General features: G+C 65.1%; 15 protein-coding genes. 6 read left to right on the top strand and 9 right to left on the bottom strand.

What is annotated here, in order from left to right; translation table 11 throughout:
- Positions 1-39: 39 nt before the first annotated feature.
- The 4 genes from trmFO (at position 40) to AC0L3P_RS03170 (ending at position 4,489) form a co-directional block, all read left to right on the top strand.
- Positions 40-1,467, top strand: a complete 1,428-nt coding sequence (gene trmFO, locus AC0L3P_RS03185; protein ID WP_473300955.1) for a methylenetetrahydrofolate--tRNA-(uracil(54)-C(5))-methyltransferase (FADH(2)-oxidizing) TrmFO — start codon at positions 40-42, stop codon at positions 1,465-1,467.
- A gap of 7 nt (positions 1,468-1,474) precedes the next feature.
- Complete coding sequence (locus AC0L3P_RS03180; RefSeq protein WP_473300954.1) at positions 1,475-2,569, top strand: AMP-binding enzyme; 1,095 nt, start codon at positions 1,475-1,477, stop codon at positions 2,567-2,569.
- A gap of 105 nt (positions 2,570-2,674) precedes the next feature.
- Positions 2,675-3,232 carry a CAP domain-containing protein gene (locus AC0L3P_RS03175; RefSeq protein WP_275171192.1) on the top strand — a complete coding sequence of 186 codons (558 nt, stop codon included), beginning with the start codon at positions 2,675-2,677 and terminating at the stop codon, positions 3,230-3,232.
- A gap of 78 nt (positions 3,233-3,310) precedes the next feature.
- Positions 3,311-4,489: an aminotransferase class V-fold PLP-dependent enzyme gene (locus tag AC0L3P_RS03170; RefSeq protein WP_473300953.1), complete on the top strand. Its 1,179-nt coding sequence runs from the start codon at positions 3,311-3,313 to the stop codon at positions 4,487-4,489.
- Positions 4,490-4,506: 17 nt separating this feature from the next.
- Here the strand turns inward: AC0L3P_RS03170 and AC0L3P_RS03165 are convergent, their stop codons facing one another.
- Genes AC0L3P_RS03165 through yajC form a run of 6 tightly spaced genes read right to left on the bottom strand, consistent with a single transcriptional unit; the run spans position 4,507 to position 10,148 of the window.
- Positions 4,507-5,751: a threonine ammonia-lyase gene (locus AC0L3P_RS03165; protein ID WP_473300952.1), complete on the bottom strand. Its 1,245-nt coding sequence runs from the start codon at positions 5,749-5,751 to the stop codon at positions 4,507-4,509.
- Between the two features lie 45 nt (positions 5,752-5,796).
- A complete protein-coding gene (locus AC0L3P_RS03160) occupies positions 5,797-6,660 on the bottom strand; it encodes a phytoene/squalene synthase family protein (protein ID WP_473300951.1) in 864 nt (287 codons plus the stop codon).
- Positions 6,657-7,040: an Mth938-like domain-containing protein gene (locus tag AC0L3P_RS03155; protein WP_007590678.1), complete on the bottom strand. Its 384-nt coding sequence runs from the start codon at positions 7,038-7,040 to the stop codon at positions 6,657-6,659. The genes AC0L3P_RS03160 and AC0L3P_RS03155 overlap by 4 nt, the downstream gene beginning before the upstream one ends.
- A 60-nt stretch (positions 7,041-7,100) precedes the next feature.
- Complete coding sequence (secF, locus tag AC0L3P_RS03150; protein ID WP_275171196.1) at positions 7,101-8,120, bottom strand: protein translocase subunit SecF; 1,020 nt, start codon at positions 8,118-8,120, stop codon at positions 7,101-7,103.
- A gap of 10 nt (positions 8,121-8,130) precedes the next feature.
- Positions 8,131-9,735 (bottom strand): protein translocase subunit SecD, encoded by a 1,605-nt coding sequence (secD, locus tag AC0L3P_RS03145; protein WP_275171197.1) that lies wholly within the window; start codon positions 9,733-9,735, stop codon positions 8,131-8,133.
- A gap of 47 nt (positions 9,736-9,782) precedes the next feature.
- Entirely contained in the window at positions 9,783-10,148 is a 366-nt protein-coding gene (yajC, locus tag AC0L3P_RS03140; RefSeq protein ID WP_007610701.1) for a preprotein translocase subunit YajC, read from the bottom strand.
- A gap of 180 nt (positions 10,149-10,328) precedes the next feature.
- Here yajC and AC0L3P_RS03135 point away from each other — a divergent pair, with 180 nt between their 5' ends.
- Positions 10,329-11,345: an ATP-binding protein gene (locus tag AC0L3P_RS03135; RefSeq protein ID WP_275171198.1), complete on the top strand. Its 1,017-nt coding sequence runs from the start codon at positions 10,329-10,331 to the stop codon at positions 11,343-11,345.
- A gap of 163 nt (positions 11,346-11,508) precedes the next feature.
- On the opposite strand, the gene AC0L3P_RS03130 is transcribed toward AC0L3P_RS03135, so the two are convergent.
- Positions 11,509-12,897 (bottom strand): LysM peptidoglycan-binding domain-containing M23 family metallopeptidase, encoded by a 1,389-nt coding sequence (locus tag AC0L3P_RS03130; RefSeq protein ID WP_275171199.1) that lies wholly within the window; start codon positions 12,895-12,897, stop codon positions 11,509-11,511.
- Positions 12,898-13,006: 109 nt separating this feature from the next.
- A complete protein-coding gene (locus AC0L3P_RS03125; protein ID WP_354101073.1) occupies positions 13,007-13,657 on the bottom strand; it encodes a protein-L-isoaspartate(D-aspartate) O-methyltransferase in 651 nt (216 codons plus the stop codon).
- Positions 13,658-13,883: 226 nt separating this feature from the next.
- Between AC0L3P_RS03125 and AC0L3P_RS03120 the strand changes: the two genes are divergently transcribed.
- Positions 13,884-14,255, top strand: coding sequence for a response regulator (locus AC0L3P_RS03120; protein ID WP_007590670.1), 372 nt, complete (start codon positions 13,884-13,886; stop codon positions 14,253-14,255).
- 6 nt (positions 14,256-14,261) lie between these two features.
- Here the strand turns inward: AC0L3P_RS03120 and surE are convergent, their stop codons facing one another.
- Positions 14,262-15,029 (bottom strand): 5'/3'-nucleotidase SurE, encoded by a 768-nt coding sequence (surE, locus tag AC0L3P_RS03115; protein ID WP_473300950.1) that lies wholly within the window; start codon positions 15,027-15,029, stop codon positions 14,262-14,264.
- Positions 15,030-15,109: the final 80 nt, after the last annotated feature.

Below are 15,109 nucleotides of genomic sequence, written 5' to 3'. Positions count from 1 at the left end.
GATTCCACTGATCGCCGAAAAGCGCTACCTGTCCGCCCCATGACAGGACCCCAATCAAATACCGTGCACGTGATCGGCGCAGGCCTTGCCGGCTCCGAAGCCGCCTGGCAGGTGGCCAAATCAGGCGTGCCCGTGGTGCTGCATGAGATGCGGCCGACCCGCATGACCGAGGCACACCGCACCGATGGGCTTGCCGAGCTCGTCTGCTCCAATTCGTTCCGCTCGGACGATGCCGCCAACAACGCCGTCGGCCTGCTGCATGCCGAGATGCGCCGCCTCGATTCGCTGATCATGCGCGCAGCCGACGCCAACCAGGTGCCCGCCGGCGGCGCACTGGCGGTGGACCGCGACGGCTTCTCAGCGGCCGTCACCAAGGCGCTGAACGATCATCCCCTGATCGAGATCGCCCGCGGCGAGGTCGCAGGCCTGCCGCCGGCCGAGTGGAGCAACGTCATCGTTGCGACCGGCCCCCTCACTTCGGCGCCGCTGGCCGACGCGATCAGAGAGTTGACCGACGAGAACGCCCTCGCCTTCTTCGACGCGATCGCGCCTATCGTGCACCGCGAATCCATCGACATGTCGGTGGCCTGGTTCCAGTCGCGCTACGACAAGGTCGGCCCCGGCGGCACCGGCGCCGACTACATCAACTGCCCGATGACAAAGGAGCAGTATGACGGCTTCGTCGCAGCGCTGGTCGCCGGCGAGAAGACCGAGTTCAAGGAATGGGAGACCAACACGCCCTATTTCGACGGCTGCCTGCCGATCGAGGTCATGGCGGAACGCGGCCCCGAGACTCTTCGCCACGGGCCGATGAAGCCGGTCGGCCTCACCAATCCGCACGATCCCACCACAAAGGCCTACGCGATCGTGCAGCTGCGCCAGGACAACAAGCTCGGCACGCTCTACAACATCGTCGGCTTCCAGACGAAACTGAAATACGGCGAGCAGCAACGCATCTTCCGCACCATTCCGGGGCTGGAGAAGGCCGAATTTGCTCGCCTTGGCGGCCTGCATCGCAACACCTTTCTCAACTCGCCAAAGCTGCTCGACGGCCAGTTGCGCCTGCGGGCGCAGCCGCGGCTGCGCTTTGCCGGCCAGATGACGGGCTGCGAGGGCTATGTGGAATCCGCCAGCGTCGGCCTGATTGCCGGTCTCTATGCGGCAGCGGAGGTGCGCGGCGAGACGCTTGCGAGTCCGCCGGTCACGACGGCGCTCGGATCCCTGCTTGCCCACATCACCGGCGGCCATATCGAGACCATCGAGCCCGGCACGCGCTCGTTCCAGCCGATGAACATCAATTTCGGCCTGTTCCCGCCGCTCGCCAGCGCACCGACGAAGAAGCCCGACGGAAGCCGGCTGCGCGGGAACGAGAAGACGGTGGCCAAAAAGCAGGCGATGAGCGCGCTGGCGCTCGCCGATCTCGATCGCTGGATCGCCGATCACCTGCGCATTGCCGCCGCGGCGTGAGTTTTCGATGAACCTTCCCAAAGACGACGCCGCAACACTCTCGGCGCGCTGGACCGAGGGCGTGCTGCTCAAGCGCGACGTGTTCTCGACCGTCGAGCGCGGCCGCTTCCGCGACGATGACGGCGAGGTCGACGCGGTGCTGCGCCGCCTCGACGAGGTGCCGTGGTGGTCATTCCTTTTGGCGCGCCATCTGTTCGCCCGCGAGACGCATGCGCTGGCCCTCGCCAAAGGTCTCGATGTCGGCCCGGAGCTGCTGTGGGCCGGACGCCGCGCGCTGGTGCGCAGCTTCGTCGACGGTGTCGCGCTGCATCTGGCGAAACCACATGGCGACCTCGCCTATTTTCGGTCAGCCAAGGCCGCGCTGCGACGGCTGCGACGCGCCGGCATCTGCCACAACGATCTTGCCAAGGAACAGAACTGGCTGGTCGGCCGCGACGGTCGCGCCTATGTGACCGACTTTCAGCTCGCGGCCTGCTTCGACCGTCGCGGGCGGCTTTACCGCATCCTGGCCTATGAAGATCTCCGGCATCTGCTCAAGCACAAGCGCTCCTACGCGCCTGAGGCGCTGACGCCGCGCGAGCGCAAGATCCTGGCGAAGAAGTCGTTCGCCGCCAGCCTCTGGCTCGCCACCGGCAAGAAGGTCTATCGGGCAATCACCCGCGGCCTGTTCAACTTCACCGACCGTGAAGGCGGCGGCCGCCGCCTCGTGAACGACGCGCCGGTTCTGGCGGAATTGATCCGCCAGAACCCTGCCGTGCGCGACGCTGCCATCGTCGCCTTTGCCGACCGCCGCTCCGGTGTCGGCCTCTATGCCTTCGTCGAAGCCGATCAGGCCGCGCTCGAAGGCCAATTGCGGAACGAGCTCACAGCCGCCAAGGGGCCGAAGCCGCCGGAACACATCCAGGTCGTGCACGCGCTGCCACGCAACGCCGACGGCAAGCCGCGCACAGAGATCCTGCAACTGGTCGCCATGAACCAGCTCGATCTGATCGAGCCCATGATGAAGAACGACCAGGACCGTGCTTTCCTCAAGGACATCCTGGAGCAGCGCAAGAACCTGCGCGACCGCTTCAATTTCGAGGCCGACCTGCCGGCGGGCTAGCGTGGATCACGCCTTGAAGCGTCCACATTGGCGATAGAGAAGCGATCCGATAATTCGAGCTTGGCGGGGGGACTTGGCGGGGTCATGGGCACTCGGGAGACGATGATGCATCGTGTGGTTGGCGGCCTGATCGCCGGCCTTCTGCTGTTCGCCACCACGTCCGCAATGGCCGAATCCCCCGCCGACCTGATCTCCAGCTTCCGCCTCAAGCATGGTGAGGTCCGCGTCGTCCGCGATTCGACCCTCGACCGCATCGCCATGGACCAGGCGCGCGCGATGGCGACGAAGGACGACCTCAGTCACGACGCCCTCGGCCCGTTCAACCGCCGCGTCGCACCTGCCGGCGCAGGCCGCGCTGCCGAGAACATCGCCTACGGCTACGACAATTTCGAGAAGACCCTCGGACAATGGATCGACTCGTCCGGTCACCGCAAGAACCTGCTGCTGCACAACGCGTCTCGCGTCGGGATCGCGAGCGCGAAGAACGCCAGCGGCAAACGCACCTATTGGGCGATGGTGATCGCCGGCGACTACGAGCCGAAGGGCAAAGGCAAAGGCAAGAAAGACGGGGAGCCTCTGGTTGCCGTGAAGCGCGAGGCCGCGCCTGCGAGCAAGCCGAAATCCAGCGGCTGCCACATCAAGCTGCTCGGCCTCTGCATCTGAGATCAAGCCCAGCCATCTTGCCCGCTTCCCTCGACGCGTTTAATCCACGCACGAGGGTCGCGAGACGCGGAGGCATGGATGATGGATATCGACCGAATTCGTCGCGAGACGCCGGCTGCCTCTCGGCTCGCCTATCTTCATAACGCGGGCGCGGCGCTGATGCCGGCGCCGGTGGTTGCGGCGATGAAGGAACACATCGACCTCGAGAGCGAGATCGGAGGCTATGCCGCTGCCGATCGGGAGTCGCGCCGGCTTGAATCCGTTTACGGCTCGGTCGCCCGCCTGCTGAATGCCGCGCCTGATGAGATCGCGCTCATGGAGAACGCGACGGTTGCCTGGCAGATGGCTTTCTACGCGCTTCAGTTTCGCGATGGCGATCGGATCCTGACCGCGGAGGCGGAGTACGCGGCCAACTATGTCGCCTTTCTTCAGGTCGCCAAGCGCACAGGCGTCGCGATCGACATCGTGCCGAGCGATGCCAGCGGCGAACTCGACCTCGCCGCGCTCGAACGCATGATCGACGAGCGCGTGAAACTGATTGCGATCACCTGGGTTCCGACCAATGGCGGGCTGGTCAATCCGGCTGCAGCTGTCGGCAAGATCGCGCGGGCGCACGGCATCCCCTATCTGCTCGACGCCTGCCAGGCGGTCGGACAGTTGGCGGTCGACGTTGATGCCATCGGCTGTGACATGTTGTCGGCGACCGGTCGCAAATTCCTCCGCGGCCCGCGCGGCACCGGCTTTCTCTACGTCCGCCGGGCGATGCTGCAGCAGCTCGAACCGCCAATGATCGATCACTTCGCCGCACCCTGGGTCTCGCGGGACGCTTATCGGCTGCGTGACGATGCGCGCCGCTTCGAGACCTGGGAGAACAACTACGCAGCCCGGCTTGGGCTAGGCGCGGCTCTCGATTATGCCCTCGATATCGGGATCGGCCCGATCGAGCGGCGTTGCCGCATGCTGGCGGACCGCCTTCGGGGTGGCCTTGCGTCGATTCGCGGCATCAGAATTCGCGACCTCGGACGCGCTCCGGGAGCCATCGTCAGCTTCACGGTGGAAGGGTACGAGGCGGAAGCGGTCGTCAGCGACGCGGCCGCAGCCGGTATCACGGTCGGTGCCTCAGATCCGTCGAGCACGCGCATCGATGCTGAAATTCGCTCGCTGCCGCCGGTGGTGCGCGCCTCCCCGCATTACTACAATACGGAAGCCGAGATCGATCGGCTGATCGCCCATTTGGCAGGTTTGATGCCGCGATAGCAGCGGGTGCGCAGAGCTCAGGTACAGCGCGCACTCAATCCGGATGCGCCAAGCTTCGCCATGACCTCGTCGAGATGGGCGCTGTCGCGGGTCTCGATCACCAATTGCAGCAACGTCGCCTTGGCCGGAAGATCCGAGAACGTGCGCTGGTGCGAGACCTCGATGATGTTGGCGCCGGCCTCGGCCAGCAGTGCCGCGACCGCAGCCAGTTGGCCGGGCCTGTCGGGGATGTCGAGCGACAATTGGGTGAGCCGCCCCTCGCGCGCCAGCTCGCGGGTCAGGACCGATGCGATCAGACGTGTGTCAATATTGCCGCCGCTCAGCACCAGCCCGACCTTCTGGCCGGCGAAACGGGACGGGTCGGACAGGAGCGCGGCGAGGCCGGCGGCGCCGGCGCCTTCGACGACCGTCTTCTCGATCGAGATCAGAGTAGCGACCGCGCGCTCGAGCTCGGCTTCGTTCACCAGTGCGATGTCGTCGACGAGGCGGCGGACGATTTCGGCCGTGATCTTGCCGGGCGATTTCACCGCGATGCCTTCGGCGAGCGTGTCGCCGCGTGCCGGCAGATTGCCGTCGTGGATGGCGTTGTACATCGAGGGGTAGAGCCAGGCCTCGACGCCGAGGATCCGCAGCGACGGCTTGATCGATTTCGCGGCAATGGCGATACCGCTGATCAGGCCGCCGCCGCCGATCGGGACGACCAGCGTATCGAGCTCCGGCACTGCCTTGAGTATTTCCAGCCCGACCGTGCCCTGCCCCGCGATGACGAGCGGATCGTCATAGGGATGGACGAAGATCATGCCGCGGGCTTCGCCGTGGCTGCGCGCAAACGCGGCCGCCTCCTCCAGCGTGGCGCCCGTTACCACCACCTCGGCGCCGTGATGCCTGGTGTTCTCGATCTTCACCATGGGTGTGCCGACCGGCATGACGATGGTTGCGGGAATGCCGAGCCGCTTGGCGTGATAGGCGACGCCCTGCGCGTGGTTACCCGCCGACATCGCGACGACGCCGCGCGCGCGCTCGTCCGGCGTCAGCGTCGTGAGGCGGTTGAGCGCGCCGCGCTCCTTGAACGAGGACGTGAACTGGAGGTTCTCGAATTTCAGCCAGATGTCGCAGCCGCAGATATTGCTCAGCGTGCGGCTGTAGCTACAGGGCGTCTCGACGACGGCGCCGCGGATGGTCGCGGCGGCGGCATGAATGTCGCTCAGCGAGACCGGAAAGGCGCCGAGATCCGTGGCGATACTTTGGGACAACTCAGCCATGGGACAGCATAGGTCATTTGGCCGTTCGAGGCGATAAGCCAACCGCTATTTGGTAAACTTTGGGGAACGCGAGGCCCGCCACAGCGTCCACAGCGTGCGCAGCCGCGACGATGGCTGCGGCGTAAAGGGATCGCGCCCTGGCTGCGACAGGCGCTCGAGGTCGGCCCGTACCTGGCTCAAAGGCAGAAACGCTGGCCGTGCCGACACCGGCACCTCGGGCAACAGCGACAAGGCCGTGGTCAAATGCTGCTTGGCCTCGCTCGCGAGCTGGTCCAGGACGGCGCGCAAATTCGGCGTCTCCTTGCCGGCGAACACGTCCTCCATATTGCAATTGTAGCTGGTCAGCAGCTGCTGCGGCAGGAACAATTGCCGGTGCGCCGCATCACGCGGCAAGTTCGTGATGACTTGCGCGATGCCCTGAGCCAACCCGGCATGCCGCGCGAGATGCTCGGCTGGGTCTAGGGGTGACGCCATGATCCGCGCCGCGAGAGCGAACAACGCCGAGCAGGTCGCGGCCAGATAGCCTTCTAGAGCCGTCATGGTCGGCATTGGGTCGTTGTAGAGATCGAATTGATGCTCGTCGGCGAGCAGCGACAGCGGCTCGACCGGCAGGCCGAAATCACGGATTGCGCGGAGCAGCTCCGCCGCCACCGGATTGCCCTCGGCGCTGCCATGGACCTGGCCCGACAGCATGTCGGTCCACCATTGCAGGCGGATTTCACCGGGCAAGGGCTGGCTCACCTGGTCGCGGACGCGGACGATCTCGACATTGAAGGCATAGAGCGCCAGCAGCGCGCGGCGCTCGGCAGCAGGCGCGAACAGGGCCGCCGCATAGCGCGGAAAGTCGTGGCTGCGCACGAGGTCAGCACAGAACGCAGCAGAATCCGGCGGCGGCGCGGAGCCACTCATGGCACGGCGATCAGCGCGGCCGCGACGCGCCGCCGTTCGCCGATCATGATGTTGTAGGTACGCACGGCGGGACCGGTCTGCATCGTATCCAGAACCACCCTCGCCGCTTTAAGCGCTTGGCGCAGTTCCGCCGGCGGCAGCCAGACCCCGGTTCCGGTGCCGATCAGGAGCGTGTCGATGCTGTTGGCGGACTTGAAAACTCGATCCAGCGAATAGCGGTCGATCTTCGCGGGGTCCGTTATGTCCCAGGCCCAGATCGCGTCGGGCAGGCAAAGCAGTGATCCCCGATGCGACATGCCGGCAAAGGCAAAGCCGCCCTTGCCATAAGCTTCGATCGGCGCCGAGCGTGGGAAATGCGGTGCGTTGGGATCGCCGGCCATGAGCTTCGTCCGAATGAGCTTACTGCCCTCGCAAACTCCTGCGAGGGCACGCGGTTCGGATCATGCCTTGCTTTTCTTCGCGGGCGTAGCGCTATCGACCGCATCTTCACGATGCTCGCCGACGCCGAGATAGATCAGGATCGGGGCCGCGATGAAGATCGAGGTGTAGGTACCGACCAGCACCACGCCGAACATCATCACCGCGGTGAAGCTGTGGATGGCATGGCCGCCGAACAGCAGCAGAGCCAGCAGCGCCAGCGTCACAGTGAAATGGGTGATGATCGAGCGCGACAGCGTCGAATTGATGGACTCGTTGAGGAGCTGCGGCATCGGCATCTTCTTGTAGCGCCGCAGCATCTCACGGATACGGTCGTAGATGACGACGGTGTCGTTCAGCGAATACCCCAAAATGGTCAGAAGCGCCGCGATGCTGGTCAGGTCGAAATCGACTTGGCTGATCGACATGAAGCCGATCGTCAGCACGATGTCGTGCACGTTGGCGATCATAGCGCCGAGCGCGAACTGCCACTCGAAGCGGAACCAGAGGTAGACCAGGATCGAGACGATCGCCAGCATCAGGCCGAGCATGCCGTACGCGAGCAATTCGCCCGATACGCGCGGTCCCACCACCTCGACGCGGCGATAATCGACGGAATCGCCAAGCGCAGTGCGGACCTTCTGCACGGCCTCCTGCTGGGCGGCGTCGCCGCCCGGCTGCTCCGCGACGCGGATCAGGACGTCCGCGGGGCCGCCGAATTGCTGCAACTGGACTTCGCCGAGACGCAGGCCATCCAACGTCGTACGCATCGCCGCGATATCGGCGGTGCCGGACTTGGCCTGCACCTCCAGCAGCGTGCCGCCGCGGAAGTCGATGCCGAAATTCAGGCCATGGGTGAAGAACAGCGTGATCGCGACGATCGACAACGCCGCCGAGATCGGGAAGCTGATGCGCCGAAACCGCGTGAAGTCGAAATGGGTATCGTCGGGGACGATGCGCAGCGACGGCAGCCAGCCGAATGCAGCAACCACGGTGAGAATGGCAATCAGGACGCCGAGCCCGATGAGAACGGTGTGATTCACGATCAGGCTCCTAGATCGGCACGCTCTGCGGCCGCTTCCACCGCACCCACCAGGCCACGATCAGCCGGGTCAGGGTGAAGGCGGTGAACACCGTGGTGATGATGCCGATTCCGAGCGTCACGGCGAAGCCGCGCACCGGACCGGTGCCGATGTAGAACAGCACCGCGGCAGCAATGAAGGTGGTGATGTTGGAATCGAGGATGGTCGCCAGCGCCCGCTTGAAACCGGCATCGATCGCCGAGATCGCGTTGCGGCCGCCACGCAATTCCTCGCGGATGCGCTCGTAGATCAGCACGTTGGAATCGACCGCGATGCCGACGGTGAGCACGATGCCGGCGATGCCGGGCAGCGTCAGCGTCGCGTTGAGCAGCGACAAGAGTCCGAAGATCATGGCCACGTTGATGGCCACCGCAATGTTGGCGAACACGCCGAACAGGCGGTAGGTCAAAAGCATGAAGATGATGACCAGGATCGAGCCGACGTAAGCCGCGAGCTCGCCCTTCTCGATCGAGTCCTGGCCGAGGCCCGGACCGACGGTGCGTTCCTCGACCACCGTGAGCGGTGCCGGCAGCGCGCCGGCGCGCAGCAGGATCGCGAGATCGTTGGCCGATTGCACGGTGAAATTGCCGGATATCTGGCCCTGTCCGCCGGTGATCGGTTCGCGGATCACGGGCGCCGAGATGACCTTGTTGTCGAGCACGATCGCGAAAGGCAGCCCGACGTTCTCTTGCGTGGCCTGCGAGAACTTGCGCGCACCCGACGTATTGAACTTGAAGCTCACGACGGGTTCACTGGTGCGCTGGTCAAAGCTCGCCTGGGCATCGGTCAGATCGCCGCCGGCGACCAGCACCTGCTTCTTGACCACATAGGGCGTGGGCGGCGGCGACGCGCTCATCAGAAGCTCGGATTCCGGCGGCAAACGTCCCTGCTGCGCCTGATCGGGCGGCACGGACGCATCAACCATGCGGAATTCCATCTTCGCGGTCTTGCCCAGCAATTCCTTCAGACGGGTCGGGTCCTGGAGGCCGGGGACCTGCACCAGGATGCGGTCGTTGCCCTGGCGCTGGATGACGGGCTCGACGGTACCGAGTTCGTTGACGCGGCGTTCGACGATCTGGATCGACTGCTCGATGGTCTTGCGCATGCGGTCGAGCATCGCGGCCTGCGGGATGGTAAGGCGGATCACGCCGCCGCCGGCGTCAGTCACCTCCAGGTCGCGCTGACCGCTGGATCCGACCAGTCCGCCCAGCGGCTGGGACAGCTCGCGCAGCTTAGCGAGCGCAGGCTGCAGGTCGGATTCCTTGGTGATCCGAACCTCGGCCGCGTCGTTGCGCAGGGTGACGCCGCCGGTGAAGCCGATCTTGGCATCGCGCAGCGTCCGGCGAACGTCGTCGCGGACCTGGTCGAGCCTTTCCTTCTTCACATAGTTGCCGTCGACCTCGAGCAGCAGATAGGAGCCGCCTTGGAGATCGAGGCCGAGCACGAGCCGACGCTGCGCCCAGGCGGGCCAGGTCTTGACCTGCGCTTCGGGAAAGAAGTTGGGGACCGCGCAGAGGCACACGATCAGCGCCGTCAGGATAATCCCGAGCGCCTTCCACCGCGTGAAATACAACATCGACTGGACCTGTCAGATCAGGAGATTTGAGAGACTCGCGGAAGCACTCACTTCGACGCGGCGTCTTCCTTGGCGCTTTCCTTGGATTCCTTGGCCGGCTCGCCCTTGGCGCGCACGCCGGAGACCATCGAGCGCATCTGCCGCACGCGCACGCCGTCGGCGATCTCGAATTCGATCTGGTCGTCGTCGACGACCTTGGTAACCTTGCCGACGAGACCGCCCGAGGTCACGACGGTGTCGCCGCGGCGGATGTTCTTCACGAGGTCAGCGTGGTCACGGACCTTCTTCTGCTGCGGACGCAGAATCAGGAAGTACATGATCACGAAGATCAGGGCGAACGGCAGCAGCGACATCAACATGCCGCTGGTGTCGCCGGCGCCCGCAGCCTGGGCATACGCAGGGGTAATCAGCATTCGGACGATCCTCGTGAGAACGGGGGAAAACCGGTCAGGCCCAAATGGCGACCGGTTCGGTCAAATTCGCGCGGACTATAGCGGCCATTGCCCCAATTGCAACGCTGCCAGACCGCCCTTTTAGCCACCTTGCGGCGCGCGCTCAGGCCCGATAAGGCTGCATTCTCAGGAACTTCGGACATGCCCCAAAAACCAAGCAAAAGCCCGGCCGGCAAAGGCCCCCGCACCCCTGCCACGAAGCCAGCCCGCGTCGCGGCAAAACGTCCCAAGGCGGCCCTCAAAGCGGCTTCCAAGACGATTTCCAAGACGACTTCCAAGGCCAACCAAAACGTCTCCCAGGAGCGCATCGTTCGCGCGCTGGAGATGATCGCGGCGCACCTCTCCGCTCAAGGCAAGCCCGCCGTCGAACGCGAGACGTTCAAGCAGGCGGATGCTTTCGTCTGGCACCCGGACGGCCGCCTTGCGGCGGTGCCGCGCGTCAGTCGCGTCGAACTGTTCCTGCTCAAGGGCGTCGACCGGATGCGCGACATCCTGATGGAGAACACCGAGCGTTTCGCCAACGGATTGCCCGCCAACAACGCGCTGCTCTGGGGCGCACGCGGCATGGGCAAGTCGTCGCTGGTGAAAGCAGCGCATGCCAGCATCAACGCGGAGCGCAAACCGGCCGACAGACTGAAGCTGATCGAGATTCATCGCGAGGACATCGAGAGCCTGCCCGCCCTCATGGAGCAGCTTCGCGCCTCGTCCTTCCGCTTCATCGTGTTCTGCGACGATCTCTCCTTCGACGGCAACGATGCATCCTACAAATCGCTCAAGGCGGTGCTCGAAGGTGGCATCGAGGGTCGGCCGGAGAACGTCATCCTCTACGCCACCTCCAACCGCCGCCATCTGCTGGCGCGCGAGATGATCGAGAACGAACGCTCGACCGCGATCAATCCCGGCGAAGCCGTCGAGGAGAAGGTCTCGCTGTCGGATCGCTTTGGCCTATGGCTCGGCTTCCACCGCTGCAGCCAGGACGAATATCTCGCCATGGTGCGGGGCTATTGCAGCCATTTCGGCGTCAAGGTCGACGATAACGCGCTGGAGCGCGAGGCACTCGAATGGTCAACGACGCGCGGCTCGCGCTCGGGCCGGGTCGCCTGGCAGTTCGTGCAGGAGCTTGCGGGACGGCTCGGCGTGAAGCTGGCGGCGACGTAGCGGGAGCTGTCGCCGCACTCACAATTGTCATTCCCCGCGCAGGCGGGGAATCCAGTATTCCAGAGACGGTTTTGATCGATCGAGACGCTGCGGCGTACTGGGTCGCCCGGTCAAGCCGTGCGACGACACCGTGTTTGTTGCGATGGCGCGCCCGACTTCAGGCTCACGCCCCGTTCAGGAATTGAAGCGGGTCAACCGGGCTCGATCCCTTACGGATCTCGAAGTGGAGCTGCGGCGACGCCACCTCCCCGGATTGACCCGACTTGGCAATGACCTGACCGCGCTTGATGGTATCGCCGCGCTTCACCATCAGCTCACTCGCATGGGCATATGCGGTGACGTAGCCGTTGGAGTGCCGAACCAGGACGAGATTGCCATAACCTTTCAGCTCGTTGCCGGAATAGGCAACGACACCGTCTTCAGCCGCCTTGACCGGCGTACCCTCGGGCACCGCAAGATTGATGCCGTCGTTGGACTTGCCATTGGTCTTTGCGCCGTAGCTCGTGACCACCTTGCCACGCACCGGCCAGCGGAAAGTCGGCAACGCGCTGGTGGTCTCCGCAGCTTTCGCCGGAGCTTCCGCGGCCTTCTCCTCGACATTGGCCGTGGCCTGGGCCAGGCGCGCGCTTTGCACCGGCGCGACGGCCGCCATTTTGGTGGCGGGCGCAGGCGCGGCCGCAACGGGCTGCAGCGTCCCCGCGACGGGAGCGGCTCCGACCGGAGCCGCGGCAAGCGGTGCTGCGACAGCGGCGGTCTTGGCGCCGGGCACGGCCAGCCTGGTGCCGAGCTTGAGCTTTGCAGAGGGATCGAGGCGGTTGGCGCGGGCCAATTCGGCCGCCGAGATATGGTTCTTGCGGGCAATGCTGGCGAGCGTGTCGCCGTGGTTCACGAAATGCGTGCTTGACGGCGCGGCAACGGCCGCAACCGGCCTCGCGGCAGGCGCCAGCGCGGGGGCAGCGGCGACGGGAGCCATGAGCGGCGCGGGCGCGGCGGCCGTAGCCGGGTGCGGGATGATCAGTTGCTGGCCGGGCGAGAGCGCGCGCGGCCCCTTATAGCCGTTGGCGGCGAGGATCGCCTGCGGCGTGACGCGATAGCGTTTGGCAAGCAGGTCGAGCGTATCGCTGGTGCCGACGATGATCTTGGTTCCACCGACCGGCTGGGCGGCTGCGACCGAGCGCGGCGGCACGGTGGCCGTGGTCTCGAGGTGCGGCTGCGCCGGGGGTGCGTAGGAGCCGACACCGCGGCCGCCTCCGGACACGCCGCCTGCGGCAACCGGATAGGATTGCGGCGCGGACACCGCCGGCGGCAAAGGCTGCGACTGATAATAACCGGGCTGCGTCTGCGGCCGCGAATATTGCGGCAGCTCACGCTGCGGCGGCGGTGCCTGCTGCACCGAACCGGTCGATTCCTGCGCGAAGGGATTGGAGAAGTTCGACTGGGACATGCGCGACGACATGTCGGCGCTGCACCCTGCGAAGCTGAAGGAGATCAGCGCCAGCACCGCGACCTGCGGCACACGGCGCGAGTAAAGCAACTCGGCGGCAACGGACATGGTTACTCACTCGTACGCAACAGAACTGGTGTTTTAAGTAAACACGCGCCGAGTAAATAACGGCTTAACCCTCCCAATAAGATGTTGGCAGCACAGCCAATCCGGAATTCTACAGCTCCCGCGCCACACCGGGCAGCGCCGGCACGAAGCGGACCTCGACGAGTTCCTTGCGCTCGATCCCGGCTTCGGTCCGGCTCAGCCGGATCAGCGTCTGCACGCCCTGATGGGGGCCGACGGGCGCGATCAGGATGCCGCCCACCTCCAGCCGCTCGACTAGATTCTCCGGAAGCTGCTCCATCGCCGCCGTGACGATGATGCGATCGAAGGGGCCGATATTGGGGGGCAGATTGAGTCCGTCGCCCAGCATCACCTCGACGTTGTGATAGTCGAGCTTTTCAAGCCTGATACGTGCGGCATCGGCAAGCTTGCGATAGCGCTCGACCGTCAACACCTGGCCGGCGAGCCGCGACAGCACCGCCGCCTGGTAGCCCGAGCCGGCGCCGATCTCGAGCACGCGGTGCTTCTTCTGAAGCTGGAGCTGCTCGGTCATGTAGGCGACGACGAAGGGCTGGCTGATCGTCTGCCCGCAGGCGATCGGCAGCGCACTGTCGCGATACGCGCCGTCGCGATCGGCGTCGTCGACGAATTGATCGCGCGGCACCTCCTCCATGGCCCGCAGGACCGCCTGGTCGCTGATGCCCCGACGCCTCAGCGTGAGCTGAAACATCATCTTTTCCGGCGGGTGCTGATGGGAGGTCATTGCCTGCTTGCGCTGTCTTTTGGTGTCCGGGACGCCAACCTGGGCCGCGAGATTCTTGTTCCGGCTTAGGGAACCCATGATAGGCTTCGGATGGCGTAGTTGACCACAAATTGGCTTGCAACGGGCGAGCCGCGACGGCCATTTTCAGGCATCCGTTCGTCGAAACGCGCATTGCGTCGATTCATGTTATCTGCGAACGTTTTTGGCGATGGGCAAGGACTCGACCATGACTGCGACGGGGCTTACCGGCCGCTCTGTATTCCTCGTCGAAGACGAGGTGATGATCAGGATGATGGTCGCGGACATGCTCGAAGAGCTTGGCTACAAGATCGCAGCCGAGGCTGGTGACATCACCGAAGCCATGCGGCTCGCCCAGGCAACCGAGTTCGACATCGCTATTCTCGACGTCAACGTCAACGGCAAGGTCATCTCGCCGGTCGCCGATGTCATCAAGGCGAAGGGCTGCCCGTTCATCTTCGCCACCGGATACGGTTCCTCCGGCCTGCCCGAGCAGTACCGCGATCGGCCGGCGCTTCAGAAGCCGTTTCAGCTCGATGCCCTCGGCAAGACTATCGAAGCCGCGCTTCGCGGCGGCTAGGCTACTTCACTTCAGCGTCGCACTCAGCGCGTCGGAAAACGCCTCATTGGTGCGGTCGAGCCTGAGCGGCGTGACGGAGACGTAGCGTTCGCGGAGCGCCGCGAGATCGGTGCCTTCAGCGGGCGTATCCAACATCGCGGTGCGCTCGAAGCCGATCCAGAAATACGGATTGCCACGGCCGTCCCTGCGCTCGTCGATCTTGAGGAAGCCGAGATTGCGCTTGCCCTGCCGGGTCACGCGAATGCCGAGCACATCCTCCGGCGCGCAAGCGGGGAAGTTGACGTTGATGACGGTGTCCTTTGGGATGCCGGCGGCGATCACCTTGCGCAGGATGTCGGGCCCGAATTTGCGCGCGGTGTCCCACAGCGGCCGGTCGCGGGTCTCGACGCTGAATTCCTGCGACAGCGCGAACGACGGCAGCCCCAGGATGGTGCCTTCCAGCGCACCGGCGATGGTGCCGGAATAGACCACGTCCTCGGCGACGTTGCGGCCCTTGTTGACGCCGGACAGCACGACATCGGGCAGCTTGGCGCCAAGGATGTGGCGCGCGCCCATGATGACGCAGTCGGTCGGCGTGCCGCGCACCGCGAAATGCCGCGGACCGACCTCGCGCAGGCGCAGCGGATCGTTCAGCGACAGCGAATGCGACACGCCGGACTGGTCGAGCTCAGGCGCGACCACCCAGACGTCATCGGACAATGCGCGCGCGATCTCCTCTAGGACCTTGAGGCCGGGGGCGTGGATGCCGTCGTCATTGGTGCAGAGAATGCGCATGGGAAAGGTCGATTCCTGAAGCGGGTCTGAGCCGTCTTATCCGGCCGGGCCCGATCAGGCAAACCGGCCGACCGGGAGCG

It is taken from the genome of Bradyrhizobium sp. WSM4874, from assembly GCF_055811835.1.
The sequence above is the reverse complement of the archived record's forward strand: the minus strand, read 5'-3'. Positions and strand labels throughout refer to the sequence as shown.